The sequence below is a fragment of the Sphingobium herbicidovorans genome, from assembly GCF_002080435.1.
In the GTDB taxonomy this organism is placed as follows: Bacteria; Pseudomonadota; Alphaproteobacteria; order Sphingomonadales; family Sphingomonadaceae; genus Sphingobium; species Sphingobium herbicidovorans.
Map to the genome: position 1 here is coordinate 572,052 of NZ_CP020538.1, position 26,101 is coordinate 598,152.

20 protein-coding genes and 1 pseudogene are annotated in these 26,101 nt (G+C 61.3%); 3 read left to right on the top strand and 18 right to left on the bottom strand.

What is annotated here, in order from left to right; genetic code table 11:
- Positions 1-8 precede the first annotated feature (8 nt).
- Positions 9-863 carry an RcnB family protein gene (locus tag B6S01_RS02755; protein ID WP_037466242.1) on the top strand — a complete coding sequence of 285 codons (855 nt, stop codon included), beginning with the start codon at positions 9-11 and terminating at the stop codon, positions 861-863.
- Between the two features lie 183 nt (positions 864-1,046).
- Here B6S01_RS02755 and B6S01_RS02760 read toward each other — a convergent pair whose 3' ends face one another.
- On the bottom strand, positions 1,047-1,865 hold the full coding sequence (locus tag B6S01_RS02760; protein ID WP_037466299.1) for an arginyltransferase: 819 nt from the start codon (positions 1,863-1,865) through the stop codon (positions 1,047-1,049).
- A 122-nt stretch (positions 1,866-1,987) separates the two neighbouring features.
- Complete coding sequence (locus tag B6S01_RS02765; RefSeq protein WP_037466244.1) at positions 1,988-3,235, bottom strand: threonine ammonia-lyase; 1,248 nt, start codon at positions 3,233-3,235, stop codon at positions 1,988-1,990.
- Between the two features lie 97 nt (positions 3,236-3,332).
- Here B6S01_RS02765 and B6S01_RS02770 point away from each other — a divergent pair.
- Positions 3,333-4,201: pseudogene (locus B6S01_RS02770) on the top strand (NAD(P)-dependent oxidoreductase).
- Complete coding sequence (locus B6S01_RS02775; RefSeq protein ID WP_174525921.1) at positions 4,198-5,892, top strand: amidohydrolase; 1,695 nt, start codon at positions 4,198-4,200, stop codon at positions 5,890-5,892. The pseudogene B6S01_RS02770 and the gene B6S01_RS02775 overlap by 4 nt, the downstream one beginning before the upstream one ends.
- On the opposite strand, the gene B6S01_RS02780 is transcribed toward B6S01_RS02775, so the two are convergent.
- The 16 genes from B6S01_RS02780 to B6S01_RS02855 form a co-directional block, all read right to left on the bottom strand.
- Positions 5,889-7,631, bottom strand: a complete 1,743-nt coding sequence (locus B6S01_RS02780; RefSeq protein ID WP_037466248.1) for a hypothetical protein — start codon at positions 7,629-7,631, stop codon at positions 5,889-5,891. The two genes, B6S01_RS02775 and B6S01_RS02780, sit on opposite strands and share 4 nt — an antisense overlap.
- The gene (locus tag B6S01_RS02785) at positions 7,632-8,384 is read right to left on the bottom strand and encodes an FkbM family methyltransferase (protein ID WP_037466250.1); all 753 of its coding nucleotides are present in this window, start codon (positions 8,382-8,384) and stop codon (positions 7,632-7,634) included.
- Entirely contained in the window at positions 8,381-9,526 is a 1,146-nt protein-coding gene (locus B6S01_RS02790) for a glycosyltransferase family 4 protein (RefSeq protein WP_037466252.1), read from the bottom strand. Before B6S01_RS02790 ends, B6S01_RS02785 begins: the two co-directional genes overlap by 4 nt.
- Positions 9,523-10,812 carry a hypothetical protein gene (locus tag B6S01_RS02795; protein ID WP_037466303.1) on the bottom strand — a complete coding sequence of 430 codons (1,290 nt, stop codon included), beginning with the start codon at positions 10,810-10,812 and terminating at the stop codon, positions 9,523-9,525. Before B6S01_RS02795 ends, B6S01_RS02790 begins: the two co-directional genes overlap by 4 nt.
- 29 nt (positions 10,813-10,841) lie before the next feature.
- Positions 10,842-11,594, bottom strand: coding sequence for a class I SAM-dependent methyltransferase (locus B6S01_RS02800; RefSeq protein ID WP_037466254.1), 753 nt, complete (start codon positions 11,592-11,594; stop codon positions 10,842-10,844).
- Between the two features lie 63 nt (positions 11,595-11,657).
- Positions 11,658-12,791: a glycosyltransferase gene (locus B6S01_RS02805; protein WP_037466255.1), complete on the bottom strand. Its 1,134-nt coding sequence runs from the start codon at positions 12,789-12,791 to the stop codon at positions 11,658-11,660.
- Positions 12,791-14,140: a sugar transferase gene (locus B6S01_RS02810; RefSeq protein WP_037466257.1), complete on the bottom strand. Its 1,350-nt coding sequence runs from the start codon at positions 14,138-14,140 to the stop codon at positions 12,791-12,793. Before B6S01_RS02810 ends, B6S01_RS02805 begins: the two co-directional genes overlap by 1 nt.
- A gap of 100 nt (positions 14,141-14,240) precedes the next feature.
- Positions 14,241-16,136 (bottom strand): XrtA/PEP-CTERM system amidotransferase, encoded by a 1,896-nt coding sequence (locus tag B6S01_RS02815; protein WP_037466259.1) that lies wholly within the window; start codon positions 16,134-16,136, stop codon positions 14,241-14,243.
- Between the two features lie 11 nt (positions 16,137-16,147).
- Positions 16,148-17,683: an exosortase A gene (gene xrtA, locus B6S01_RS02820; RefSeq protein ID WP_037466261.1), complete on the bottom strand. Its 1,536-nt coding sequence runs from the start codon at positions 17,681-17,683 to the stop codon at positions 16,148-16,150.
- Positions 17,680-18,909, bottom strand: a complete 1,230-nt coding sequence (locus tag B6S01_RS02825) for a TIGR03087 family PEP-CTERM/XrtA system glycosyltransferase (protein ID WP_037466263.1) — start codon at positions 18,907-18,909, stop codon at positions 17,680-17,682. The genes xrtA and B6S01_RS02825 overlap by 4 nt, the downstream gene beginning before the upstream one ends.
- A complete protein-coding gene (locus tag B6S01_RS02830) occupies positions 18,906-19,970 on the bottom strand; it encodes a FemAB family XrtA/PEP-CTERM system-associated protein (RefSeq protein ID WP_037466265.1) in 1,065 nt (354 codons plus the stop codon). Before B6S01_RS02830 ends, B6S01_RS02825 begins: the two co-directional genes overlap by 4 nt.
- Positions 19,967-20,815, bottom strand: a complete 849-nt coding sequence (locus tag B6S01_RS02835; RefSeq protein WP_037466266.1) for an XrtA system polysaccharide deacetylase — start codon at positions 20,813-20,815, stop codon at positions 19,967-19,969. Before B6S01_RS02835 ends, B6S01_RS02830 begins: the two co-directional genes overlap by 4 nt.
- An 18-nt stretch (positions 20,816-20,833) precedes the next feature.
- Entirely contained in the window at positions 20,834-22,039 is a 1,206-nt protein-coding gene (locus B6S01_RS02840; RefSeq protein WP_037466268.1) for an XrtA/PEP-CTERM system-associated ATPase, read from the bottom strand.
- Between the two features lie 22 nt (positions 22,040-22,061).
- Positions 22,062-23,633, bottom strand: a complete 1,572-nt coding sequence (locus B6S01_RS02845) for a hypothetical protein (RefSeq protein WP_094182628.1) — start codon at positions 23,631-23,633, stop codon at positions 22,062-22,064.
- Positions 23,634-23,656: 23 nt separating this feature from the next.
- Positions 23,657-24,574 (bottom strand): P-loop NTPase, encoded by a 918-nt coding sequence (locus B6S01_RS02850; protein WP_037466272.1) that lies wholly within the window; start codon positions 24,572-24,574, stop codon positions 23,657-23,659.
- A gap of 10 nt (positions 24,575-24,584) precedes the next feature.
- Positions 24,585-26,099 (bottom strand): XrtA system polysaccharide chain length determinant, encoded by a 1,515-nt coding sequence (locus tag B6S01_RS02855; RefSeq protein ID WP_037466274.1) that lies wholly within the window; start codon positions 26,097-26,099, stop codon positions 24,585-24,587.
- Positions 26,100-26,101: the final 2 nt, after the last annotated feature.

The following is a 26,101-nucleotide window of genomic DNA, read 5'->3' on the forward strand; positions in this document are numbered from 1 at the left end:
GTTTTAGCATGCGGACTTGGAGCATCATGCTGGCGAGCGCCAGCGTCACTCTTGGCCTTTCGGTGCCGGCTGCAGCAGGCGAAGCCATTCCCGGAGGCATCGCAGCGTCCGTGATGGGCAAAAGCTTCACCGGCCCTCGACTTCGGCATGGGGGAATGCCTGCGGGATCGATCATGCATCGCTGGGGGCCGCGCTTTCAGGGACGCTGGCATGCTGGCTGGCATGCGCCCGGCGGTTGGGCGGCCTATAGGCGCCCCGTAATCGGTTACGTTTTGCCCGCTTACTGGTCAAATCCCTATTATCGCCTGGGCAACTATCACGGCTATGGTCTGCCCGCCCCGATGAATGGCTATTCCTGGTCCCGCTATTATGATGACGCCGTGATGGTGGATCGTCGGGGACGCGTACGGGACCATCGCAGCGGCATCGATTGGGATGGTCAGGAACGCAATGGCGTGCAACCCGGCATGCCTTATGACGATGATGTCACCGCACATGACGGCTCACCGCCACCGCCTCACGAATATGAGGGACGCTGGACCGGCACATGGACAGATGACAAAGGCCGCAGGGTCAGCGGCGAATATGAAGGCCGTTTCGAAGGCGAGGCGCGGAGCAGTTACGGCGTCGATTATGATGCTCAGGCCTATGCTCCCCCGCCGGCGACCGTGCGCCATACCGGTACGGTCCAGCCGGTCGTGACCACCACGCACGCGCCCGGTTACTTTGCTGGCGGATATTATTTTCCGGGCGCGACAACGACCACGGTGGTGGTGACGCCGACAGTAACGAAAACTACCTATGTGAGCGAGGTCTCAGGCCATCGGAGCCATGCAGCGCGGCGCAAATGCAACTGTAAATAGCTCGATGGCTTCGCCGCTCCGCGCCCCAATTTGATTGGAAAGGGAGTAAGAGCCGCAGTCCATCATAGATGGATCGGGGGCACTAGCGTAGATAGCTACATGGGCATTATCTGGGGGCGTTCGTCCGCGATCCTTACGGTGGCGAAGTGAGCGCCTATTCCCTCATCGCTTCCGCCAATAAGTCTATTTCCGGAATATGCCTGCCAGTTCCATAGGCAACGGCGGCTCATCCCGTGGTAAAACACCGCGAATTGCCTGTGCCTGCTCCTGCGGCTCAAAACGCATCCAACCGCTGCGGCTTAACTTTTCCAAGGGGCGATAGAGGACCTTGTACTGCATCCGCTGCGACCCCTCGACCCAATAGCCGAGATAAACATAGGGTAGCCCTGCCTTCGCCGCGCGCAGGATGTGATCCATAATGATAAAGTTGCCTAAGCCCTTTCGCTGCTCAAGCTCTGTGTCGAAAAAGCTGTATATCATCGACAGCCCGTCACCCTGCCGATCGGTCAGGCAGGCGCCGATCAATCTGCCAGGGCGGCCATTTTCACCTGGTTCGCGATATTCGACGACATGACTTTCGACGGGAGTCTGCTCGACCATGTCGGCAAAATCCATCTCATCCATCTCGGTCATACCACCACCCGGATGGCGAGCGCGAAGGTAACGCTGAAGCAGTTCGAACTGCTCCTCGGTCGACCAAGGCTTGCACGCGGTCACGATAAGGTCGCTGTTTCGGCGGATGAGCTTGCGCTGGGTCGCGTTGGGCGTGAATTCACCTGCGACCACGCGAACCGACACGCAGGCAGAGCAATCGGCACAACTCGGGCGATAGGCTACATTCTGGCTACGGCGAAAACCGATGCGGCCAAGGGCATCATTAAGCTCAGCCGCATTGTCGCCGTTAAGTTCGGTAAAAACCTTCCGCTCGCTCCGTCCCGGCAGATAGGGACACGGGCTGGGATTGGTCACGAAAAAGCGCGGGAAACGAAATGGTGCGCTCACGCCACGATCTCCGTCAAAACGCTGCGCCAAACTTGAGTCATGGGCAGACTATGACGTCCGCAGCCTTCCATGAAAAGTCCATTTACCACGAAAAAAATGCGCACTCCCGCGTAGGCGGCCGGTCAGGCCACTTCGATCGGGGCGACCTCATAACCTGCCGCACGAAGGGCAGCGGTCAGCCGTTCCAGATGCGCCCCATCGCGAGTCTCGCACTCAACGTCCAGGCTCAATCCCTTGGCTGGAAGATTGGTGAAGATGCGCTGGTGTGACAACTCCAGGATATTCACCGCTTCCTGATCGAAGATGCGCGCGACATGAAAAAGCGCACCCGGCCGATCCTGCAGGATGATACGAAGGCGCGCTAACCGACCCGATCGGGCAAGGTCACGCAGCAGCACATTTGCAAGCAGACGTGTGTCGATATTGCCGCCGGTCAGCACCAGGCCCACATTCCGCCCAGTGAACAACTGCTTGTGCATCAACAGCGCGGCCAATCCCGCCGCGCCTGCGCCCTCGACCACCGTCTTTTCGATCTGAAGCAACAAGCTCAGCGCTTCCTCCAGATGCCGCTCATCGACCAACAACACATCGTCAGCCAACCGTTCAACAAAACGGCGGGTGAGTTCGCCCGGCTCCTTGACAGCAATGCCTTCGGCAAGCGTGTCGCCATCACATACCAGCTGCGATCCCTTGATGTGGCAGTACATCGACGGATAAAGCTCCGCCTGCACACCATATATCCGGATATCAGGCTTCATCGCCTTCGCCGCTGTCGCCATACCGGAAAAGAGGCCCCCGCCGCCGACGGGGATGATCAGCGTATCGATCTCTGGCGCGTCTTCCAGCATTTCCAGCGCAACCGTCCCCTGCCCCGCCATGATATCGGGTTCGTCGAACGGGTGAACGAAGGTGAGGCCCTGCTCCTTGGCGAGCTGGCGCGCGTAGGTGCTGGCGTCATCGAACTTTTCGCCATGCAAGACTACGGTGGCGCCATGACCTTGCGTCTGGGTGACCTTCACGGTTGGCGTGGTCACCGGCATGACGATAGTTACCGGCACGCCCAGGCGGCGACCATGGTACGCCAGGCCTTGCGCGTGATTGCCAGCCGAAGCGGCGATGACGCCCTTTTCCTTCGCTCCCTTGTCCAGTTGAAGCAGGCGGTTGAGCGCCCCCCGCTCCTTGTAAGCGGCGGTGAACTGAAGGTTTTCAAATTTCAGAAAGACCTTGCAACCCAGCATGTTGGACAGCGTCTGGCTGATCAGGGTCGGCGTATGCACGACCGCGCCCGAAATCCGCACACGCGCCGCCAATATGTCATCGACGGTGACGGGCAGCGGCATCGCGCTTTCGATCTTGCTCAAGGTGTTCATCAGGCCGCCCCTAGCGGAAATTTGCGGCGGAAGGAACTGGCCCTCATCGAAATCTCGCCCTATGGCGAAAGACCACGCGGCTAACTGTACGAGGCATATGGCTAATATCGCGTTTATCGGCCTGGGGATCATGGGCGGCCCGATAGCCGGGCACTTGGCCAAGGCGGGGCACAATCTGACCGTCTACAACCGCTCCATCGGCAAGGCGAAGCGCTGGGCGGAAACCTATGGAGGCGCGGTGGCCGTGAGTCCGGCCAAGGCCGCCGAGGACGCCGAAATCGTCATCAGCTGCGTGGGCACCGACGATGATCTGTCCCAGGTCACTCTAGGGCGTGAAGGTGCATTCCGCACCATGAAGCCGGGCAGCCTGTTTATCGATCACACAACTGTTTCGGCGCGGATTGCGCGCCAGTTGTTTGTTGAGGGCGAAAGCCGGGGCCTGCACTGCGTCGATGCTCCGGTGTCGGGTGGCCAGGCGGGCGCAGAACATGGGCGACTATCCATAATGTGCGGGGGACGGAACCTGCGGTGGAAGCGGCGCAGATCGTGATGCAATCCTATGCTGCGCGCATCGTCCATGTCGGTACCGCTGGCGCCGGCCAAACAACCAAAATGGTGAACCAGATCTGCATCGCCGGCATCATACAGGGGCTGTCGGAGGCGCTGCGCTTTGCCCAAGCGGCGGAGCTGGACCTGGACAGGGTGTTCGACGCAATTTCGGGAGGAGCAGCGCAGAGCTGGCAGATGGATAATCGCTGGAGGACCATGGCTCAGGAAAGTTTCGATTTTGGCTTCGCAACTGACTGGATGCGCAAGGACTTGGGCCTGGCGCTTGAGGAGGCGCGGGCCAATGGAGCGACGTTACCCGTGACGGCATTGGTCGATCAGTTCTATGCCGATGTGCAGGCGATGGGCGGCAACCGCCAGGATACGAGTGCGCTTGTGCGACGGATCACTCGGGCATGAAGTCTCCCCTGCTGGCGACCATCGCCGCCCTTGCGCTGCCCATGCCTGCTTTCTCTTCGGGCGTCATCGACAATGTTAATGGCATTGCCCTGGATTCGTCTGGCAAGGTCGTCCGCTTCCGGGCATTGTTGATCGATGACGAGGGTAAGGTCGAAAAGCTGCTGCCCAGCCGTTATGAAGCGCCTCCACGGCCTAAAAAGCTCAGAAAAGGCGAAACTTGGCCCAAGGGTCCGGACTTCCGGCTGGACGGTGCGGGCAAGACCCTAATCCCTGGCCTTATCGACTCTCACGGGCATGTGATGGCGCTGGGGCTTTCCCATATCACTCTGGACCTGTCCGGCACTCGTTCCCTGGCTGAAGCGCAGGACATGATCCGGGCTTATGCGGCGGCCAATCCGGGACGCAAATGGATCATCGGGAGCGGATGGAGCCATGATCGGTGGGGGCTGGGCCGCTTGCCGACCGCAGCTGAACTGGACGCAGCGGCGAGCAATGTGCCGGTCTGGCTTGAGGGGATCGATGGACATGCAGGCTGGGCCAATTCTCTGGCGATGCGGACGGCCGATATCACCGCCACCAGCAAGGCGCCTACAGGGGGCCGGATCGAAATGGCGAGCGGCAAACCTTCGGGCGTCTTCCTGGAAAAGGCTATGGAGTTGATCCAGCGCGTTGTCCCCGCCCCCGCGCCCAAGGACCGGGATGTCGCATTAGAAAAGGCGCAACAGCAATTACTGGCCCATGGCGTCACCGCCGTCGCCGACATGGGGACCAGCATAGAGGATTGGCAGGCTTTCCGGCGATCGGCGGATCGGGGGGCGTTAAGAATACGGATTCTGTCTTACGCTCTCGGCATAGATAATATGGTGCTGATCGCCGGGCCGGAACCTACGCCCTGGCTATATGACGACCATCTGCGGATGGGCGGCTTGAAACTCAGCCTTGATGGTTCGCTGGGATCACGCGGGGCGTGGTTGAAGGCGGATTATGCTGACGCGGCGGGACAGCGTGGGTATCCACTGATCGCCGCGACCCCCTTTCGAAACGTCATGAGCCGGGCGGCAATGGATAATTTCCAGATCGCCGTCGATGCTGCGGGCGACGCTGCGAATAGCGAATTGCTCGATGCGATCACAGAACTGGCGCAAACTTACAAGGGCGACCGGCGCTGGCGGGTCGAGCATGCGGAGATCGTCGATCCCGCCGACCTGCCTCGCTTCGGACAGAACGGCATCGTGGCTTCGATGCAGCCCGCAAGCCAGGCATCGGATTGGCGCGCCGCAGTCGCACGAGTTGGCGAAGCGCGGTTGAAGGGCGCCTACGCCTGGAATGCCATGATCGACAATCGGGTGCCCCTCGCATTTGGATCAGGCATGCGGGGAAGAACCGCTGGCCCGCTCACCGGCATGGCCACCGCGATGAGCCGCGAGGATGCAAATGGCCAACCAGCTGGCGGGTGGATGCCGCAGCAGCGGGTGAGCTTCGAAGTCGCGCTCGACGGCTATACGCGGCAAGCAGCCTATGCGGCGTTTGCCGAAAAGCGCTTTGGCAGCCTGATACCCGGACAGCGGGCGGACTTCGTGCTTCTCGATCGCGATGTCTCGATCGCGCAACCGGCTGAACTTCGTTCGACGCAAGTACTGGAAACATGGATCGGCGGCAAACGCGTCTACATGAAGGGCGTCAAACCTTAAAGCACGTCGCCCGATGCATTAAACGCATCTTCAATCGCTTCAGGCAGGGGCGGTTGCACGGGCTTGTCGCACCCTTCGGCCTTCATATGCGCGCGCAGTGCGTCCATACGACCGAGATTCCACCGAGCGAGTGGCACGCCTAACGGACGAAACTCGGCGCGATCGAACAGTTCGACGACATAAAGATGACAAAGCTCATCGACCTGATCAAGCGTCAGCATGCCAAGATTCATCACCATTGGACGCCCTGGCACGCCGTCACGCCCTCGCACCAGGTCGGTGACATACAACCCTCCACGTGGATCGACTAAAACCACGTCAGCCTTGGATGCATCGATCATGCGATGGCTGGCGGCGTAGGGCGCCACGAAAACATGGGTACGCCAGACCAGGAAGGCACTCATGACAAGCGTGATCGCCAAGCCCAGATGCAACGGCCGCATTGCGGCGGGACGGAAACGTGCCCATCCCAATCCTGCAAGCAGGCAGAACGGCCCGATAAAGCCATGGGCATAACGAAACCCCCAACCATAGCCCTGCGCCAGCGCCAGGCCGCAACCGGCGAAGCAGCCCAAAGCCAGAGGCAGCGCGATTTCCTGTCCACGCAAAGCGCTGCGCCACCGCATTGCGAACACCCCGAGCGTCGCGAGCGGCACCATCAATATGTTGTTCCAGGCGACGAACCGGCTGAGGTTGACAAGAGGCTGCCAGCGATCGCCCAGCCGTTCAAACAGGCTGCCAACCTTGTCCGCGACACCAGCTGAGGGCCGAACATCGGCCGGCGGGCCAAGCAATTGCACCAGAAATCCAGGCCAAAGCTTGGCCCATACGATCACGATGGCGGCTAGGACGATGATATGGAATGCGGCCGCTTTCCAGCGCCGGGCGAGCAGCATCCACAGGATGAATGGCGCAATGAAGATCGGTGGGAAATGCCACTGGTGCAGACCCGCCGCCAGCAGAGCGACGGTTCCAGCACTGACATGGCCGATTAGCCCCCCGCGCAGCACCAGCGCGAGCCAGATCATGTTCAGCGCAAAATGGCCGGTCATGGCGTATGGCGTCATCGCCGTAACCCACAACTGCGTCGAGGAGAGCCCCAGCAACATCGTCACCCATACCGCGTCGGCTCGCGTAGGGAAAAGGTGCAGCGCCACGCGCCACAGCGCGAACAGTCCCGCTATCAGGAGTGTCGGGCCCGCAAGATTGGGATCTCCCAACTGCCAGAACAGCGCCTGAATCGCACTGTTGACCGGCAGATAAGCTGCCGTCCAGTAATCCGCCGCACCGAATGGCGAGAAGAATTCAGGCATGATCGCCCGGCGATAGGGCTCCCACTCTGCGGGGATCGGCCGCGCGAAAAGCCCCTCGCGCATGTACGCTGCGGCAAAACGGGCGACTTCTTCGTCGCGCGAAATGGAGTAATTCTGGAACAGCCAATAATGCCCGGCCCAGGCGACCAGCCCGAATAGCAGGATGAGTGGCACGATGATTCGGGCGCGAGGAGCAGGCAGGCGCAATCCCACCCCTTCCGCGAAGGGGGCCGCCAGCGTCAGCAGCAGCAGGCCGACAATCAGGGCGGGGAAATCCTGATCCAGCAACAGAATGACGGCAAGGCTGATCCCCTGCCGATAAGTGACATGCCAGAGGAAGGTTGCGCCCAGCCACAGTGTAAGCCCGATGGCGCCGGCCAGAAAAAGGCGGCGAGCATTGATAGGCCTGGTGGGCGGGGCGTACATTCAGCCTTCCTGCGGCAATAGCGCCCGATTGACGAAAATCCCGTCCATCTCGACCAGCAGCGGAAAATGCCCCTTGTTGTTGGCAAAGAAGGCAGAAGGGAGAAAATTTCTGTCCGCCAACCAGTCAATCATGGCGCGATAGCCGGTGCCCGCTTCATAGATCGGTCTTACGCCAAGCTCGGTTTGCACGCCCGTCATTTCCTGGAGCGCCAGCCCCGCGCCTTCGCAGACGGACAGGTCATGCCCCTGCGTGTCCATCTTCAGGAACGGGCGGGCGAAAGCATGTACCGCGCGCAATTCAGGAAGAAGACTTTCGAGGCGACGACATTGCATATCCACCGTTCGGGTAACACGGTTGCGGTCGGCAAAGACAGCGTCCTGCGCCTCAGCAGGCATATTGAGGGAACTGAACTGGTCCGCCGCCATGATGTTGAAGCTGGCAGTGCCATCATAGTCGGACAGCGCAAGATTGAAGACGTGCCATTTTGCATCCGACGCTGCCCGGCGGGACAGTTCAGCGAATATGTCGGGATTGGGTTCGAAAGACAGTATTGAACCGGAAAAGCCTGCATGCTTGCGCAGCATGGTCGCATATTGCCCGCGATTGGCGCCTACATCGATAACGCAATCAATGGAAAAGGCCGACAGGAAACGACGCAGCGCCTGGATCTCTGGATATTGGTGCACACGCCCCGTGAGCGCTAGGCGAACGGCCAGCAATCGGTCCGTCAATTCGCGAACATAGCGGTTCATGCCCGCTCCGCCATCACGGACCGATAGACGTCGATCGTCACTGAGGCCATATCCTTCCAACTACCCATGCTGTCTCCATAGGCGCGTGCCGCCGCGCCTGTCGCCTGCCTGATGGCGGGGCTTTCAAGGAGCCGCAAGAGGGCTTGCGCAAGGGCTGCTGCATTTCCCGCTGGCGTACGGATCGCGACGTCGTCGGGAAGCGATGCGAACATGCCGACATCGGATGTAACCATCGTCTTGCCATGATGAAGCGCCGACAGGAAGGCGCCGCTGGAATCGATCTGACGATAGGGAAAGATTATGGCATCGGCCTTGGCCATGTGCGCATCAAGCCGGCTTTCAGTCAGGAAACCAAGATCAGTGATCAGGCGATCGGCAAATCCGGCGTCGCGGACTCTATCCAGCACAGGGGCAATGTTCATGAAGGGCTTCCCGGCGATCACCAGTTCGAACCTGTGCCCTGTCCCCCACAACGACAGGCATGCATCGATCAGGATATCGACGCCCTTGTACGGCCTGATGGTGCCGAAGAAGAGCAACCGAGGCACTACCGCATCGGGAATGCCCCTCAGATCAGCGGGCTTTGCGGCAGCCAGACGCATGGGTGGGTGCGGCGCTACATGGATATCGCGAGAATTAATTCCTTCCGCTTCCAGCGCCTGCCGCGTGGTATCTCCATGGACGATAAGCGCATCGAAGAGATCGAGCAGTGCGCGATAGCCCTTCCCCTGCACCCCGGCGTCCGCATGATATGCGTCTGCATTGTGAACCGTGTGCACCAGCGGCATCCGCCCCTTCAACCTGCGCAGCAGCAGTCGATCGGCAGGGGCAAGGGGGAGCCACTGGAAATGCGCCACATCCGCGTCCGCCAACGCCTTGAGGCTGCCCATGGTGCAGGTGGCTGTATATTCAACCGCCTTCACCAGGCGAAAGGGTCGCCCTTCCCCCAATCGCCCGCGCAACGCCTCGCTTCGCCTAAAGAAATGGGGATTATAGTTATAGGCATTAGGGGTGATCGCATCGGTGGACCGCATCGGGCGAGCGAGCAACGTCACCTCGACACCCTGTTCTCCCAGCGCCGCGCACAGGCTGTCATCATACCGCCCTGTAAACAGCGACGGATCGACCATAGCGACCTTCATCGCCTCGAATGACCTTCAACCAGGCCGCGCAGCGAAAGGGCGTGAAGCGCCGAAACCATCAACAGCGTCAACGTGTAGAGACCAAGGAAGCCCACATCGAACCAGTCGTCCAGGAGCGCGGCAACAGGCACACTAAGCAGCGCCCCCACGAGGAAAGGCAAGGACCGCTTCAACAGATGCCCGAAACGTCCAAGTGCCGCCTGTATATAGACAGAAACGCAGATGACGGTCAGCGCAAGCAACGCCCCATCGATCAGCAGGAGGTCGACAATGCCGATGGCGGCGCGGCCAGCGAACAGCTTGGCAAAAAGCCACTGGCCGATAAACAACAGGGCGGCCGACGCGACGAGCGCAAAGAAGAAAGCCGCACCCAGGGCTCGAACCAACAACTGGCGCAGCCGCGCTATGTCCCCCGAATGGAAAGCGCGGGTTATTCGCGGGAGTGCAGCCTCCACCATTGCGCGGATCGCCATCGACAAGGCTCGCGACATTTTGAAGAAGAAATCGAAAAGCAGCATCGGCCGCGCGTCCTGCGTAGCAAGCGCGATCATGAAATATGGAGCATTATAAGCTGCTATTTCCGACATGGTGAACAGCGCGGACGCGCCAATATCGTGCAGATAATGCGTCCTGACATGCCCACCGCCCCGACGGAACGCCAGCCAATGCTGCGCCGTCATGCCCAGGCGCCTGTGAACCAGCGCGATGGCGTAGCCTATGACGACCAGGCTGATGGCAATTTGCAGGACGATCGAAAGCCGCGGATCGAGACCGTTCAGAATGAGAAGGAGCAAAGCGATAATCATCAGGCGCCGCAAGCAATCCAGCGCCTCCCATAGGAAATTGCCATCGACCGCCGCCAGCGCGCGCTTGGCAAGGAGCGCTGGAAGGTTCACGCAGGCCGACAGAAAAAAGAGAATGAAAAGCAGCGGCATCGACGTATCGACTACACCGGCGGTGAGAACGACCAACAGGACCGCCAGTCCGCCGAAAATCAACATGCCCAGGAATAGGAAAAGAACGCCCATCTCTTCCAGCCGGAAGCCCGCTGCGCCATCATCCGTATGATCGAGCCAATAGCGCCGCAAACGCGCATAGATGATGCTGGTCAGACCGAATTCGGCAGAGACTGTGAAATTGCCGAAGGCTACAAGCAGCAAAAATGCCTGAAACTCGCGCAGGGGCAGGATGCGTACAAACACATAGGTAACGGCAAAGCCCCAGATCAGCGTCAAACCGACATTGGTCAGCTTTATCAGGGCAAGGAAACGGGCGGACCCTTCCATCCGGGCCACCGCCCTGCCGAGCGCAGCACTCACTGCGCAGAGCTTCCTACAGGTTTTCTGGCGCGAAACAGGCGGTCGTCCAAGGCGAAGAAGTGGCGCGTGTCAGGATCTATACCGCTGGCGTCAATCTCTTCCAGGTCAAAACCCGCCGCGCGTATGCGCTCCGCAAAGTCGGGGCCATATTGGCGAACATGATCCCACTGGCCGAAACGGCGCTCCCGTTCACGCGGGGGAATATCGAAACTGCCATCCTCGGTCGGCTTGTTCCATAGCGGCACGATCAGCCAGGCTTCGCCGCCAGGTTTTAACGCGCGGTGGATGTTGCGTAATACTGCATGATCGTCCGGCACATGTTCCATGACATGGCTGGCATAAAACAGATCGTAGCGCTCTGCATCGTCGAGCATCATCAGGTCCACGCGCCGCATGCCTGGAACACTGTACCGATCCGGATCGAGATCGGCGGGCGTGTAGTCGGCGGCAGTGGAAAAGCGGCGTACCAAACTGTTCTCATTAGGTGCCATGTGCAGGATCGCGCCTTGACTGGGAATGTTCAGTACCCGCCCATCGATGAGATGGTTCATCAATCGTTCGCGTGGGGAAGCCCCGCAATTGGGGCACCCCCATTCGGCATTGTCGCCATAACGGAAGAAGCCGACCACCGATTGCCCGCAAGCCGGACAGGCGCGGCGCGCACGCGCGCCCATCGCCTTGCGAAGCGCGAGCATTGCCCGGGTCAGATGCTTGCCGGCGGCCTTCGCCACCCGCTGAAAAGTAATCACGCCTTGGCTCCGATCAGCATTGCAAGGGCCTATACAATATGCCCCATCTTTGGCGAGAGGGGATCAGCGTGACTTGGCAGGATTCCAGACCGTGACCGTCCGGCCTCTCATCGCCTTGATCACACCTTGAAACGTCGCGGCATAGGCGATGAGAATATCAACCACCGCAGCAAGAGGCCCGCCCTTGGCGCGCAAGCCAAGCGCCAGTAGCACTACCGCGATCATAACGCCGACAAGGGCCATCCATGGGGAGAGACTGAGGGCCAGTGCCAGAGCCGCCAGCGCACCCGTCGCGATGAAAAGCCCGCCGAACCAGCGCACGATCTTGCGCGAGGCATATTTGAAACGATCCAGCCCATCCATCCGCCGCAATTGCGGGCGCAGATAGGAATGCGTGTGCCAGGCGCGCGCGGCAATCCGCACCTTGCGGCGATACTCGTCACCACGCGCGGCAACCAGCCGCTCGCGGGCGATAACGTCCTTGGCCTTCACTAACCGCTTACCCGCGAACAACACGGCCATCGATACAGTCAGGTCATCGAGAACGCTGTCCGGAAAGTCAGGATAAAGCGTTCGTCGAATCGAGAAAATCGAGCCGTCAGCCCCCAGCACATTGCCGGTGCGCGACTCCTCATCCTTCAGCCGCTCTTCAAGGCGCCAGTATAGCGATCCAACAGAGGCCGTCGCGCTCTCGCCCTCTCCCATATAGTGGAGCGAGCCGAGAACGCCGCCGACATCGGGATCGGCATAGCGGGCGAGAAGACTGTCGATGGTATCTTCATCGAGCAACACATTGGCATCGGTGAAGATGAGAACATCGCCACCGGCGCGCGCCGCCAGTTGCTTCATGCCATGCGCCTTGCCACTGCGGCCGGGGCCGCGAACCAACGTCACCAGATCGCCCTGTGCAGCGATCAGGGCTGCCGTGTCGTCCGAGGAGCCATCGTCGAACGCGAATATTTCGAGTCCAGGATAGCGGTGCTTCAGCATGGCTAGGTTGGCCAGCTTGTCGGGCATCGCCGCGGCTTCATTATAGGCACAGAACAAAAGTGAAGCCGACGGAGCCAGCCCCCGTCCCGGCTGCTCTGCCCGCGTGGGCAGCACCCGCAGGATCATGGGATAGAACAGAAATGGCCATAGCACCGCCACAATTGACAGGATCAGGACCAGCAGGAAGAAGAGATCAAGTCCGCGCATCAATAGGCCTTGTGATGCACCAACACGCCGATCGTCGCGAAGATGATGCGCAGGTCTCGCCAGATCGACCATTTCGTCACATATTCCAGATCGGATTGAAGCCGATCGATCAGATCCTGATGATGGTCGGTCGATCCTCGGTGGCCACGTACCTGGGCAAGGCCAGTCATGCCCGGTTTGATGCAGTGGCGCTCCCAATAGCGCTCATCGACCTCCCAATAGAGGCTGTCCCCGGCCTTGGCAGCTGCTGCGTGCGGGCGCGGGCCGACGATGCTCATGTCACCGCGCAGAACGTTAAAGAGCTGTGGCAGTTCATCGATGCTGGTGCGACGCAGGAAACGGCCCACGCTGGTCACCCGGTCATCGTCACGCGCGGTCAGCTTGTCGGCCTTCCGATCGCTTGCTTCGGTCCGCATCGACCGGAACTTGTAGATATTGAAGGGACGCGCGTCCCGACCAATGCGGGGCTGTTTGAAGATAACGGGACCGGGACTGGTCAGCTTTATCGCGAGGGCGGCCGCGATCAACACCGGCGACAGCGCCAGCGTGGCTGCGGTGGCGACGATGATATCGAAGATGCGCTTTATGATGCGATCGCGGAAATGGAATGGGCCACCGGCGACAATGATGGTCGGTTGGCCGTCAAACTCATCAACCCGCGCCGGGGCGAAGCGCAGCAGCTCTGGCACCACGATTTCACCGCGCGCCGAGAGGGACTTGAGCGCAGCCGACCAGTCCGCCATCCGCTCCATCGGGCAAGCCACGATCACTCTTTCAGCCATTCCAACCACCGCCGCAAGCCGCGCCGCCATATCGGCGTCATGACGGCCGGGATGCAGATCGGCAGATGCGGCATCAATCAGTTCCATATGTGGGCCAGTCGCGATCTCCACCCCGTCCATGATTACGGCTGTCAGATGCGGAACCTCCCCCAGAAGACGCGCGCCCAGGCGGCTTATGGCCAACCGCACCAGCGCGACGCTGATCGCTGAAAAGCCAAGCCCAGTCACGAAAGTAAGGCGGGACAGCTGCTCCGCGATCTTGCCCAGATAGACGATCAGCAGCATCAGCAGCGCCGCCTGCGCCAGAGCGAGCAGCCCCCGGAATATGCCGCGCCGGATATTGTCCAGCATATGGATGCCGTAGGCGCCGCCCTGCACCGCCAGCAGGATGTAAAGCGGCGCGACCATGGCGAACATGACAAGGCCATGTGGCTTGCCGGGCTCGCCAAGCAGCGCGCCCAGGATAAGCCAGTTCGCGAACAGGAAAGACAGGAACAGTCCCGCCAAATCCCCAAGCAGGCAGAGCAGATATAGTCGAGCTCGAACTATTTCCTTCGAAACTGTCACTGGCGTCCTGCTTACCCTCTGCACGACAGCTCCGTTGGCACCGGCGGACGTGGGTTGCAAGGGCCTCGCCAAAAGAGCCGCTTGGTTCTGCGCCAGTTGATCAAAGACTGAATAACCGGCCCAGCGCCTTGTCCAGCATCAGCAGCTGCCAAAGCACACGGCCATGATCGGCAACCCCGGATTTATGATCGGCCGCGATCCGTCCCAACATCTTTGCATCGAACCAGCCCGTTTTGGTCAACGCGGATCCGCCTGCGATAGCCGTCGCTTCGCCGGAAAGAGGGCCGCGAAACCAGTTACTGATGGGGGTGACGAAACCCATTTTCTGCCGGTAGAGGATGTCTTGCGGCAGATAGGGCTCCATCGCCTTCTTCATCAGATATTTGCCGCTGTTGCCACGAATACGTTGGGCGACGGGCAGGCGGGCCGCGAACTCCACAAGCCGGTGGTCGAGCAGCGGCTCGCGGGCCTCCAGGCTGACGGCCATGCTCATCCGGTCGGTTTTGGTCAGGATATCGCCGGGCAGCCAGATACGAATATCCGCATATTGCGCCCGGTCGAGAGGGTCGCGCGCGGGGGCCTGCGCCATCGCGCGAATGTAACGATCTTCGGCCCGATATGCGCCCAGGCGGCTGCGCATATCCTGGCTGAAGAGGCGCTGCCGCAGGCCGCGGGACGTCACGCTGACCGACGCGGCATAGGCGTCGCTACCCTCCCCTGCCAGTTCGAGGAAGGTCGATTTGGCGCGCAGCGGCCGAGGCGCCCAGTCCGCCTTGGGATACCAGCGACCCAGCGTGCCGAAAAGCGGCTGGCGAACCGATGCCGGGATAAGACTGCGGATCCGCTCCCCCTGCATCTGGAACCGATGCCTGCGATAACCGGCAAAGGCCTCGTCTGCCCCGTCGCCGGAAAGCGCAACGGTCACTTTCTCCCGCGCCAGTTCACACACGCGGTAGGTCGGGAGCGCCGAGGCATCAGCAAAGGGCTCATCGAAATGCAGAGCCAGCCTATCGATCAGCCCATAATCATCCGGCGACACGATCCTCGTGCGATGATCGGTCGCGAAGCGCCGGGCGATGCGGTCGGCATAGGCAGTCTCGTCCAGGCTCGCGACATCGAAGCCGATCGTACAGGTCTGGACAGCCTGGGCCGACGCTTCCGCCATCAGCGCCACGACGCTGGAGCTATCGACGCCGCCCGAGAGAAAAGCGCCAAGAGGAACGTCGGCAACCATGCGCGAACGGACCGCCTGCCGCATCAAGGCGACAAACTCCTCTTCCAGCTCTTCCGGCTTCGCCTTGCTGCGTTCGGCGAAACTGACATCCCAATAGCGTTGCGGCTGTGGCGCGGGTCGCCCGCGCACCAGGCGCAACGTTTCCCCCGCGCCCAGCTTGCGCACGCCCGCCACCATGCAGGCATCGTCGGGCACATAGCCATAAGCCATGTAATCCTCGACCGCCGACAGGTCCGGCGCACGGCGCAGCAGCGGGTGGGCCAGCAGGCTTTTCAGCTCCGATCCGAAGATCAGGCTGCCGTCGGATAGCTGGGCATAATGGAGCGGCTTGACCCCCAGCCGGTCGCGCGCCAGCCAGAGCGACTGCGCCCGCGCGTCGAACAGCGCGAAGGCAAACATGCCGTGAAATCGCTCGACACAGGCTTCGCCCCATTGGCGATAGCCGTGGAGGATGACTTCTGTGTCGCTGTGTGTCCGAAACACATGACCCTTGGCTTCCAGTTCGGCGCGGATTTCAGCGAAATTGTAGATTTCGCCATTGAAGGTGACGGCGAGGCTTTCGTCCTCGGTCAGCATGGGCTGCGCCCCTCCGCCCAGGTCGATGATAGAGAGGCGCAAATGGCCAAGGCCCACGCCCGGCGCGGTCCAGATACCGCTGCCGTCTGGGCCACGATGCGGCATGACGTCGAGCATCGCCCGCACGCGCGCCGGATCGACCGGCTTGGCCGTTTCAAGATGGAAAATACCCGCTATACCGCACATGCGAAAGGGCTTTAGCCGATGCCGAGGCTGCGGTCAGCCAAATCCTTCACATCTTCGATGTCGCGCAGAAACATTGCGATAGCAGCGTCGGCGTTCATCCCGGGCCGGTTTTCCGCCGAGATCAGGATAGCGCCCGCGCGCTGATCCCGGCCAAGCAGCCTCGCCTTCATGGTATCGAACTTTACGCGCGGCGCACTGCCGGTGATAGGCGCGTCGCCCACCTTGTAAAAACTTACCACATGCCGGACCACCGGCCCCGGCGCGGTAATCTGTTCAGCGAACCCCTCCTTTGGCGCGGGAGCGGGCGAGGACCAGGTCCAGTTCTGGTCTGGATCGGCGGCGCCCTGTGCAAAGCCGACCAGTTCGCGCCTCTCGGTCTGCCGATCGAAGCTCACCATAGCAAGGTCGACGACCTGCCCTGCGGTGTTACGATAACGCCCCATGACAAGATGGTCCGCGCCGTCAAAGCGCGGCTTCCATGGATAGGCGGGTGGCTCGGCAGTCAGGGTCCAGCCCTTAAGGTTCGGCAATCCTGGCGGACCCAGCAGTGGGACGCTCGCCGCAGCGCTCACCATCAGCCAAAGGGGCGCCGCAGCTATCAGCGACAACCCGGCTAAGGCAGCGACAGGAAGTCGTATTTGGCCCCGCCAGACGCCCGCGAGCTTCGAAGGATCGAACCAGGGATCGGCCGGACGCCTATCGAAAAACGGCCAGGCTGTCGCCATCACCAACGTCATCACGGCCGCGAAGAATACCCAGCCATAGAGGACGTGATCGAACCCCACCGCTGCGTCAATGCTGGTCAGATGTGCAACAAGGATTGTGGCGAAGGCGCGCAGGCCGTTGGCCAGCACCGACAGCATCAGGGCGCCCGTCATAAAGATGATCCGGCGCGGCCAACTGGCAAAGCAAACATTGCAGACCAGCGCGCCATAGGCTGTCATGGCAATGACGAATTTCGCTCCCGAACAGGCCTCCGCCACCTCGAAATAGCCGGTCGGCGTGGTGATGAATATCCCGTCCAGATGGGCAGGCACACCCCACAGGCTGAGGAATGCCATGCAAAGTCGCGCGGTGATCAATTGCAGCGGCGCGACGATCTCCTCACCTGCCGGCACCATGAAAAAGGCGTAGAAAAGCGGAAAGACAAGCGCCCGCCCAATCGCTGGACCCAGCAGGGTGACTACCGCGCCCTGCATCATCAAGATCAGGGCAGCATGGCGGAAAAGGGCGACACCAGCCGCCGCGCCCAACAACCAGGCAAAGCCACCCACGCCAATCCACAGCAAGCCCGGCGCCCATCCCACCGGTTTCAGTTGACGCAGGCCGGGCAATCGCTGCTGCACCAACCACGCGATCAGAATGGGGATAAAAAGGCAGTGACCAAAGGTCGAGGCGTTCCACCAGATAGACACCATATCAATGGCGTCCCGGTGGAACAACGACAGCATCAGGAAAGCGAATATGCCAAGCGCCGTCAAATGCCCGCGCCAGCCGAGGTCATCCAGAGCTTGCATTCGAGGCATAGAGAGCGCGCCTTGAGTCATGCAGCCCTGACAATCGTGCGATCACGCTGGCCGAACAGCATCTCAGGCAGCTCCTTCAGCATTTCCGACCACCGATAGCGTTCTTCCATCCTTGCCCGCGCCGCCTGACCAAGGCTCTGCGCTCGGCCAGGGTCGGCCAGCAAGGCTGCGACCTTCTCGGTTTCTTCGGCAGGGTCGGCAGCAATCAGGAAATGCTTGCCATCCCTAGCGTCAATACCCTCCGCCGCTTCGGGTGAAGCCACGACCGGACGCGCCATTGCCATCGCCTCCAGCACCTTGTTCTGAATGCCACGGGCGATGCGCAAGGGCGCGACCACCACATCCGCCGCCGCCAGCCACCCCCGCACATCGGGAACAGATCCAGTGACGATCACACCCGGCATCTGCTTTAGCGCCTCAACCTGTGGCGCAGGATTGCGTCCTACAATGGCAAAGCAGGCATCTGGATGTATTGCTCGCAATGCTGGCAGCGACTGATGAGCGAAGCTGTCAACCGCCTCGATATTCGGCCGATAGTCCATCTGGCCCGTGAAGACTATCAGGGGGCGCCCTACCCTCCCCACCGGCTCGAAGCGCGCCGCCGGATTGAAATAGTCAAGCGCAACGCCGTTATCGATCGCGATCACGCGACGATTGTCGAAGCCACTTGATGTGCGAAACAGTTCGGCTTCCGCTTCGCTTACAAACGCGCTGACGCACGCGCGACCGGCGATGGTGCGCTCAAAATCCCGGAGGAGGCGCCCCTCACGCCGGTTCACCCAGCCCATCATGCCTCCGCCAAGCTCGCCATAGGCGGCATATTTCGCCGAATCAAAATCGACGAAGTCCATCACGAAACGAACCCCTGGGGGAAGGTCGGGAATGAAATGCGCCATCTGCGCCGAATAGCCCATCACGGCGGTAATTGGTCGCTCGCGCATGGTATGCTGGACCCACCGATGCATCTGGGCGCTCTCATACATGCTGACCAGCATCGGTTGACGCCTGACCAAGCCGGCCAGCCCCGCCACCGCGCGCGACCGGTTGCGCGGGAGCACGCACTGGCTCGCAGTAAGCGCCTCCATTTCAGACGCAAAGCCCATGTCCCGGTCGTCGTCGGCAAAACAGCCAACATGCACCGGCGCGATTTCAGCCAACCTCTTCAAAATGTGAAAGGACCGGATCTTGTCGCCCCTGTCCGGCGGGAATGGAATGCGGTGGCAAAGGAACAATATCTCGCCCGTCATCCCAGCCCCCGCGAAATGAAGGGACCGAGCAGGTTCGCGACAGGCAGCGGCAGCTTCTTCCAAAGCTCGACACGGCGCTGATATCGTGCGCTGTTGGGATTGATATCACGCCGCTCGCCAGACGCTGACCAGCTATAATAGGCAAGAGGCACAGGATCGAAGCCAAAGCTCTTCTTCCACGCCGCCTGACCGCTCCCAACCTTCGACCTGCCGAAATCGAACAGGGCCATGCCACGCGCCCGGCCATGGCTCATCAGCCGATAGTACATAAGTTCGTTGGAGCGCAGGCGGCGGGCATCCGCTATGCCGCCGCCCCAAAAGGGCATCACGCGCCCTTGATGATATAGGGTCAGAACGGCGGATACGGGTCGATCATCTTCAAGGACCAGCAATATGTCCGCATCCTCTCCGAAGGCCGACAGCACCTCACGAAAGAGCCTTGCCGGGAAAACGGGCGTGCCAAGATTGCGTACGCTCTGCGCATAAACATTGTAATGCGCGCGAACGAACGCTTCGTCACGCCCTACCTGGACCCGCAGCGCGGGGTTGGCGAGCGCCTTACGCAGCTCGGCCCGGTGCTTGCGCGGGACTGCGCGCAGTTCGGCCTCGTCGTCCGCGGCAATTGGCCGGACAAAGCCGCAATGGCTTCCTTCATGCATGGCCCACCCTGCCCCAGGCTGCTGGCCGCCACGCAGCTCGGCAGAGCCCACCCCGCTATCGCGCGCCATGCTTTGGGCAGCATTCGCAAGCGCTGCAATTACGGCGGCATCATGCGCCAGAATCCCGCCATCTACCCCGAAGCCCGAGGACACCAGCGCCTGACCGAACAGCCAGCTCCTCATATGGGTCAACGGCAACAGGCCCGCAATCCGTCCTGAAGGCGCTACGGCCGTAAGCATGTGGGCGCGATTGCCCGTGCCGCGCTCGATTGCTTTCAGCCAGGCCGGGCGATGGAAAGCAGTGCCATCCGCCATTCCCATTACGAATGTTTCGGCGGCCTCCACCTGCGCCGCGTCATTCAGATCGAGCGCAACGACGCCTATGTCATTTCCAACGATCATGCTGCGCGATCCACTTCACTGGCAACGACCGCATCCATGCGCGACCAGGAAAAATCGCGCATCAGCATCCGCAGCTTCTGCGCCATGACCGACAGGTTGGTATAATGACGCAAGCGCGAGCGGAGCGGAGCACCCGGCACGCGCGGCTGGCCTGGGTCGATCTCCCACGGATGAAAATAGATGATCGCCGGCCGCTTTTCTCGGCTATTCACCTGCCGGATCGCCCAGCGGGAGAAGCCATAAGGCAGCAGCCGGAAAAAGCCGCCTCCGCCCGCCGCCAACCGACGCCCACCAAATTCCGCGGTCGTCACGGGCATTTCAAGCAGGGACGCGCCCGAAACAGGCTTCCAGGCGAAGCGCGGCGATTCGGGCCAGCCATAATGGTCATGGCGGATCGGTGCGACGCTGCTGGAATAGAGATAATCTTCTTCCGCCAGGATGCTGTGCGCCCAGGGCGTCCGCTGGTCGATCGAAAAGCTCGGCGCGCGGTATCCTGCGACGCGCTGGCCGCTCGCGTCCTCCAGCAGGGCGCGGGACCGACGCAAATCGGCGCGAAACACCTCCGGCGTCATGGAAAAGACGCGCGCATGGTCATAGCCATGGCTTGCAACCTCGTGACCCGCATCGGCGATCCGCCGTATCAGCGCAGGATATCGCTCCGCCACCCAACCGAGCGTGAAAAAGGTCGCGCTCACGCCCGCCTCAGCGAACAGCGCCAGAACGGCATCGGTATTGCGCTCGACCCGAGGCGTCAGCGCGTCCCAGTTGGCCCGTTCGATCGTCCGTTCGAAAGCGCCGACATGGAACCAGTCTTCCACATCAACCGATAGGGCGTTCTGCATCATGGGCGGCTGGCGACGCGTTCAAGCCGCTGCGCTGCGCGGGGTATCCCCCATGCGCTGTTCGCGCTCGACCCATTCGACCAGCAATGTCAGCACGCGGCGCAGGGCAGTATCCTGCTCCCCGACGCGAAACTCCAGCGATGACAGCCGTTCCTCGATCAGGGTGAAGCAATCTTTCAGGGCTTCGGGATCAACGGCTGTGATCGCGGCCTGCTCGATACGCAACGAATCGATCTCGGCGCGCAGTGCCGCCATCTCGTCCATCAGTGTCGAGGAAGGCTCGGGTTGACGCATGCGCAGCGCATCCAGTTCGGCACGCAGCGTTTCGCGTGCAGGCGCGGCCTGGGCCGACGCAGAAGCAGGCGCTTCATCCGCGCGGTCCAGAAACGAAGGGGGCACGGCCTGCAAATCGGCGTCGCTATCCGCGCCCATGTCCTCGATCACCGCCTGGACGGCGTCCGCGTCAATCTCTGACAGTTGATCGAGTGCGCCCAGCAACAGGACACGACTGGCCAGCACGTTCACGCGGCGCGGAACGCCGCCGGTCGCGGCATAGATGGCGGCAAATGCTTCTGGCGTGAATTGCGGATCGCCATTCCATCCCACGATCGCCAGACGGTGCAGAATGTAAGGTTCGACCTCGCCCGGCTGCATCGGATCAAGGTGATGGGTTGCGATCACGCGCTGGCGCAATTGTTCCAGTTGAGCGGACTTCATCAGATCGCGGAATTCGGGCTGACCCAGCAGGAATATCTGCAACAGCGACTGGCCACCCAACTGAAAGTTGGAAAGCATCCGCAACTCCTCGATCGCGGGGACCGAAAGATTCTGCGCCTCGTCAACGATTAGCAGAGACCGCCGACCGGCACGCGCCTGGCTGTGCAGAAACGCTTCGATCTGCCGTAATATCTGCGCCTTGGGCATATCAGTTGTCGGCAAACCGAAACTTTGGGCGGTGAGGCGCAGCATATCGTCGCCACCGACCTGGGTGGAAACGATCTTGACGGCGGTTAGCCGCGCCGGATCGATCGTCGCCATCAAATGTCCAACCAGCGTCGTCTTGCCGGCGCCGATATCGCCTGTGATGACGATAAAGCCTTCGCCCTGAGCCAGACCGTAGCCAAGATAGGACAGCGCCTTGCGATGCGTCGCGCTTTCAAAATAGAAATGCGGATCGGGAGTCAGCTGAAACGGGCGGCCCTCAAATCCGTAGAATTGGTCGTACATCTCTCGTCTCCAACTGGACGGATTAAAAACTGTATCGCAGGCCAATCTGGCCCATGGCGTTAATCACGCTATCCAGATCGTCGGCCTTGGCGCTGTCGAGCCCAAGCGAAGCGGATGCCTGAAGATTGCGATTGATAAGCCGATTGTAGCTGGTGAACGCACCGAGGTTCAGCACATCCAGCCGTGCGTCACCGGCATCGAAATAATTGGCGTAGATAGCGCTATCGATACTGGACCGGGCATCGATGACATAGCTGAGCGACGCCGTGCCGTACCAATTCTGGTCCTTTGTCCCGCGCACGAACACAGTCTGGGTCGAGGGCGTCACGAACTTGCGCTGAGAATAGCCCATGCCGACCCCCAGTCCCCATGGGCCGCGCTGCGCAGCATATTGCGCGGCGACGCCCCGGTAGCGGAAGTTCGCGCCCGTGATCCCGGCAAGGGCATCGTTGAAGCACTGCCCACCACCACTCTGCGAGAATGCACAGCCTGTGAAGTCTCCTGTGAACGGGTTACGCACAACATCCAGGCTGCTGCCGGAAACCGCCGCGACGTTTGAGGTTATGATCCGTCCGAAGCTGTCGATGCCATCAAACACCACCAATGCGAAGGACTGGTTGCGGCCTTCCCAGACAAAGGTGCCAGTATAGCTCATGCCGCCATAGCGCTCGCCGACCCGCGCTTCCAAGGAAGTGCGGCGGCTGGGGCGCCACAGAACGCCCGCATCCCAGATCATGCCGTCGAAATCATATATCAGCGCGCGGGGTGAATTCTCGTCGGTGACATAGCGTCCGTTGCGAACCACCGGCGCTCCATTGCCATCCAGCAACGGCGCGCGCTGGCTGATCTTTATCCTCTCATATCCGACACCCCCTGCCAGCGCGACAGTCGGCGATACGGGGAGCGTGGCATCGACACGGCCCCATCCATCCTCGAACCGCTGGTCGAGCTGGCTTGCATCCTCGCGGTCATAACCAGCGCTGACCGCAATGCCGAGCGGCAGCCTGACGCCGGGCGCGATGCCCACGGACCCTGCCAGGCTGTGCGAGACGGAATCGGCGAAAGAGCCTTCGTCAGGAAAGCCCGCAAAGTCGGCATCCTCATCCACCCGCGCATAGCCCAGGCGATAAGAAGCCGCGACGTCCACGTCGCCCAGCGACCTCGCATAGGAAGGCCCCGCATAGCCGGCATAGACGTGGCTGGTCTGGCTATCATTCAATGTGGCAGCGCCGGAAAGACCATCGGCGCGGACGCGCGTCGCAAGTCCGCCCGCATTCAGTGTCAGCCCTCGCGAGATGAGGTATTGACCTGACACGATGCCACTGATGACGTCCTGATCGGTCGCTTCGCGTCCCCAGCCGAAGCTATGATTATACTGCACATCCGCTACGACCTCGAGCCGACGCGTCCGCATTTCGGCGGTTACGCCAGCAGTCACATTGGTATAGGTCAGAACATCGCCGCCGCCCTTAAGCGGCGCCATGACTGTTTGATCGACACCCAGATACGGCGTCACATCAACCTTGCGCTCCTGCGCCGATGCCGGAGGCTGTGCCGTAGCAAGCGCCATCACCGCCAGCAGTTTAAGGTGCATCGGCTTGGACGAGATGCGCGATTTCATTCGCCCTCGCCCCCCTTGGCCGGGTAGCTGCCGAAACGACGGCCACCGCCGGAGAAAGTGACACCATTCAAGAGTAGCTGAACCTGCCCCGCGCCTTTCAGCATGCCCGCCGCATCGCGCAGCGCGCTTTCGCTGGTTTGGTCGGCACGAACCACCAGCAGCGCGATCGCAACGTGGCTCGCCAGGACGGCTCCGGCAGAGGCTGCGAGCAGCGGCGGCGAATCAAACAGGATGATCCTGTCGGGACGCCCTTCTGTAAGGCGGTTCAGCAGCGCATCGGTGCGCGCGGAGGCCAAATATTCGGTATCATTGTTGCTCGGCCGGCCAGAAGGCAGCACTGACAGCGATGGAATGTCCGTCCGAATCACGCAATTCTCAATCGTGATTGCCGGATCGGCGAGCGCGTCCATCAAGCCGCAACCGGCCGTAAGCCCCAGCGCCTCGGGAATGCCTGGCTTGCCGAAGTCGGCATCAACCAGCAATATTTCCTTGTCCTTTTCAGCAGCCAGGCTGAGCGCAAGGTTGACCGCGCAGAAGCTCTTTCCCTCCCCGTTATGGGCGGAGCAAACGAGGATACGATTGCCGCGCGGATCGTCACCCAATTGGGCAAGCAGGTCCCGCTTGAGCAGACGGAATTCCTCACTCATCGCCGTAACCGGCCCGTCCGGCAGCAGATAATCGCCTTCGGCCAGCGCGATGCGATCAATGCTTTGCACTGGCCCGTGCCAGTCCGGCGCACGAAAGCCCGCCGGAACGGTAACCGGCTCCGCAAAATCCACCCCTGGCAGGGGTGACGCTTCATCAGGCACTTCCACGTATGGCGCCGCGCGTCCTTTCAGCGCGACGCTGAAGTCGTAGATCTCAGTGGCGCGCTCGATCAGCGAACCTTTAGACAGGGAGCTATGCTTGTTCATCGTCCGCTCCTCACGCCATTCCGCGCTGAATGAATTCGACCAGGATCAGCAGCAGGCAAAGCCCCGCCAGCCCGCCGGTTGCGCCCGCGAACCATCTCAACCGCTGTTTTTCGACCACCTTCTGCGCGGCATTGACCGTCAAGGTGATGGAGCCGATGACCGGAAGCCCTACCGCCCTCTCCAGGCGCGCCGACGTCGGGAAGCTACCCTTGAGCTGTCCCATGGCAAAAGCGCTGCCGATCCCCGCCCCAATCCCAACGACCAGCACGGCCAGCAAGAGCAGGGGTCGATTGGGCGCAGTGGGCACCGTCGGAGCGTTGGGCGGATTGATAACGCGAAACTGGACCGAGCCGGTCTCGGACTTCACATCGCCCCTTAGGCGCACATCCTCGCGGTCGGCGAGCAGCTTGTCATATTGCGTTTTCAGAACCTCATAATCGCGATCAAGCTTTTCCTGCTCGGCGGCAAGGCCCGGCTCGTCGGCCTGCCGTGAGGACATGGCATTGAGGTCAGCCTGAAGCTGCGACTTGCGTGCCTGCAACGCCTGAACAGTCGCAGCTCGTTCGGCCTGCATCGACTTAATCGAAAGATAGGCAGGATTGGGCGATCCGCCTGGCCCAACATCGCCTCTCTGCCGACGCAGAGCATCGACCTGCCGTTGCGCTGTGATCACATCTGGATGGTCGCTGGTCCAGCCACGCGCACGCATGCCAGCCAGTTCCGCCTGCGCCTGCGCCAGTGCAGAGGGGCCACCTGACGCGGATGTGCCCGGCAACATCTGCGGAGTCCCCGCCAGCTGACCATTCATGGCGCTCAGCGCGCTGGACGCCTGCACCAGCTGAGACTCGATATTGTTGATCTCCATCCGCGCGGCATCCATGCGCTGCCCGATCGAGCCCGCGCCTGGAAGCACCCCGGCGTAGCGCTGCTCGAATTCAACACGCCGCTGTTCGGCAGCGGCCAGCTGGCGTCCGCGCGCAGCGAGTTGCTCATCAAGGAAAGCCAGGCTTTGCTTGGTCTCTACCCGATCCGAAGACAGGTTCGCTTCCTGGAAAATGTCGATCAGCTTCTGCACGGCCTGCTGCGCGATCCGGGCATTGGCGCCGTCGGACAGGCTGGAGTCGGCAGACTTCGCGCTGATGTCGATCATGCTGGGATCGGCCTGCGCCATGACGGTGATGCCTTCACGCAGCGCGGTGATCTTCGCCGCCATGTCGCGTGGGCCACTGACCGTCTGATTAAGGTCGGTCTCCTTGACTACGCGTTCCAGATTCGCGGTGCTAGCGAGCGTCTGGCGAACGCGGTCCAGATCCTGCTGCGACTGGACCTGTGTGATGCCCACCTTGTCCTGCAGCAGCGACTGCGTGTTCACATAGACCCGCGCCTTGCTTTCATAGCTGTTGGGCACCAGCGCGATGCCCAGCCAGCCCAGCATGCACACGGCCCACGCCACGCCAAGCGCCACCCAGCGCCGGATCCATATGCCATGCAGGGCAATCAGCAATTCGTCGTAAAGACCCGCCATGA

What these genes read in the sequence shown, in the direction of transcription:
- B6S01_RS02755 (WP_037466242.1), top strand. Translation starts at nt 9, where the DNA reads ATGCGGACTTGGAGCATCATGCTGGCGAGCGCCAGCGTCACTCTTGGC.
- B6S01_RS02765 (WP_037466244.1), bottom strand. Translation starts at nt 3,235, where the DNA reads ATGAACACCTTGAGCAAGATCGAAAGCGCGATGCCGCTGCCCGTCACC.
- B6S01_RS02775 (WP_174525921.1), top strand. Translation starts at nt 4,198, where the DNA reads ATGAAGTCTCCCCTGCTGGCGACCATCGCCGCCCTTGCGCTGCCCATG.
- B6S01_RS02780 (WP_037466248.1), bottom strand. Translation starts at nt 7,631, where the DNA reads ATGTACGCCCCGCCCACCAGGCCTATCAATGCTCGCCGCCTTTTTCTG.
- B6S01_RS02785 (WP_037466250.1), bottom strand. Translation starts at nt 8,384, where the DNA reads ATGAACCGCTATGTTCGCGAATTGACGGACCGATTGCTGGCCGTTCGC.
- B6S01_RS02790 (WP_037466252.1), bottom strand. Translation starts at nt 9,526, where the DNA reads ATGAAGGTCGCTATGGTCGATCCGTCGCTGTTTACAGGGCGGTATGAT.
- B6S01_RS02795 (WP_037466303.1), bottom strand. Translation starts at nt 10,812, where the DNA reads ATGGAAGGGTCCGCCCGTTTCCTTGCCCTGATAAAGCTGACCAATGTC.
- B6S01_RS02805 (WP_037466255.1), bottom strand. Translation starts at nt 12,791, where the DNA reads ATGCGCGGACTTGATCTCTTCTTCCTGCTGGTCCTGATCCTGTCAATT.
- B6S01_RS02815 (WP_037466259.1), bottom strand. Translation starts at nt 16,136, where the DNA reads ATGTGCGGTATAGCGGGTATTTTCCATCTTGAAACGGCCAAGCCGGTC.
- xrtA (WP_037466261.1), bottom strand. Translation starts at nt 17,683, where the DNA reads ATGACTCAAGGCGCGCTCTCTATGCCTCGAATGCAAGCTCTGGATGAC.
- B6S01_RS02825 (WP_037466263.1), bottom strand. Translation starts at nt 18,909, where the DNA reads ATGACGGGCGAGATATTGTTCCTTTGCCACCGCATTCCATTCCCGCCG.
- B6S01_RS02830 (WP_037466265.1), bottom strand. Translation starts at nt 19,970, where the DNA reads ATGATCGTTGGAAATGACATAGGCGTCGTTGCGCTCGATCTGAATGAC.
- B6S01_RS02835 (WP_037466266.1), bottom strand. Translation starts at nt 20,815, where the DNA reads ATGATGCAGAACGCCCTATCGGTTGATGTGGAAGACTGGTTCCATGTC.
- B6S01_RS02840 (WP_037466268.1), bottom strand. Translation starts at nt 22,039, where the DNA reads ATGTACGACCAATTCTACGGATTTGAGGGCCGCCCGTTTCAGCTGACT.
- B6S01_RS02845 (WP_094182628.1), bottom strand. Translation starts at nt 23,633, where the DNA reads ATGCACCTTAAACTGCTGGCGGTGATGGCGCTTGCTACGGCACAGCCT.
- B6S01_RS02850 (WP_037466272.1), bottom strand. Translation starts at nt 24,574, where the DNA reads ATGAACAAGCATAGCTCCCTGTCTAAAGGTTCGCTGATCGAGCGCGCC.
- B6S01_RS02855 (WP_037466274.1), bottom strand. Translation starts at nt 26,099, where the DNA reads ATGGCGGGTCTTTACGACGAATTGCTGATTGCCCTGCATGGCATATGG.